At 43.9% G+C, this 692-nt stretch carries 2 rRNA genes; both read right to left on the minus strand.

Annotation, left to right across the window (positions count from 1 at the left end):
* Positions 1-119 (minus strand): 23S ribosomal RNA (locus MiSe_RS49505); the annotation flags it as partial.
* 457 nt (positions 120-576) lie between these two features.
* Positions 577-692 (minus strand): 16S ribosomal RNA (locus MiSe_RS49510); the annotation flags it as partial.

A 692-nucleotide genomic window follows, 5' to 3' on the forward strand; every position in this document is an offset into this window, starting at 1 on the left:
ATTCGGATATCTCCGGTTCATTGCTTGCTTCCTGCTCCCCGGAGCGTTTCGTCGGTCACCACGTCCTTCTTCGCCTCTGCGTGCCTAGGTATCCACCGTCAGCCGTTTTTAGCTTGACCACTTTTTTTTGGATCTACCTGACTGGATAAAACGCGATAATTCACGTCTTATCGAAATCATTTTATGACAGTTGCTATGCAATTTTCAAGGTTCTGTCTGGACTTGATATCCAGCTAGCTTGTTTCTATTTCCAGAAAACCAAGCTTGCTGAATTCGTTTTTCCAACCCTTTTGCTACTTTCAGTTGGTTCAGCTTGTTTTTTTCTCATTCCCAACTCTTTTACTGTAACACATTTTTGGGATTTTTAACCAAGCAGAACTTCATATTAAATCAGGAATTCTGTCAGTTTTCTCTTAGCAGTTGTTTGACCGAACCGGGAAATAGTTTGAAAGCCAGCAATCCAATTTCAACCGACCTTGGGATGTCTGATAGGCAAAGGAATAATTGAGTTTTACAACTCATTTTTGCAGCTGTTATTTTAGCCACACTCCTTTATCCCACAGCAGGTCTCCCTTAAAAGGAGGTGATCCAGCCACACCTTCCGGTACGGCTACCTTGTTACGACTTCACCCCAGTCATCAGCCCCACCTTCGGCGTCTCCTTCCTTAACGGTTAGGATAACGACTTCGGGC

Source organism: Microseira wollei NIES-4236 (assembly GCF_020521235.1).
GTDB classification, from domain to species: Bacteria; Cyanobacteriota; Cyanobacteriia; order Cyanobacteriales; family Aerosakkonemataceae; genus Microseira; species Microseira wollei.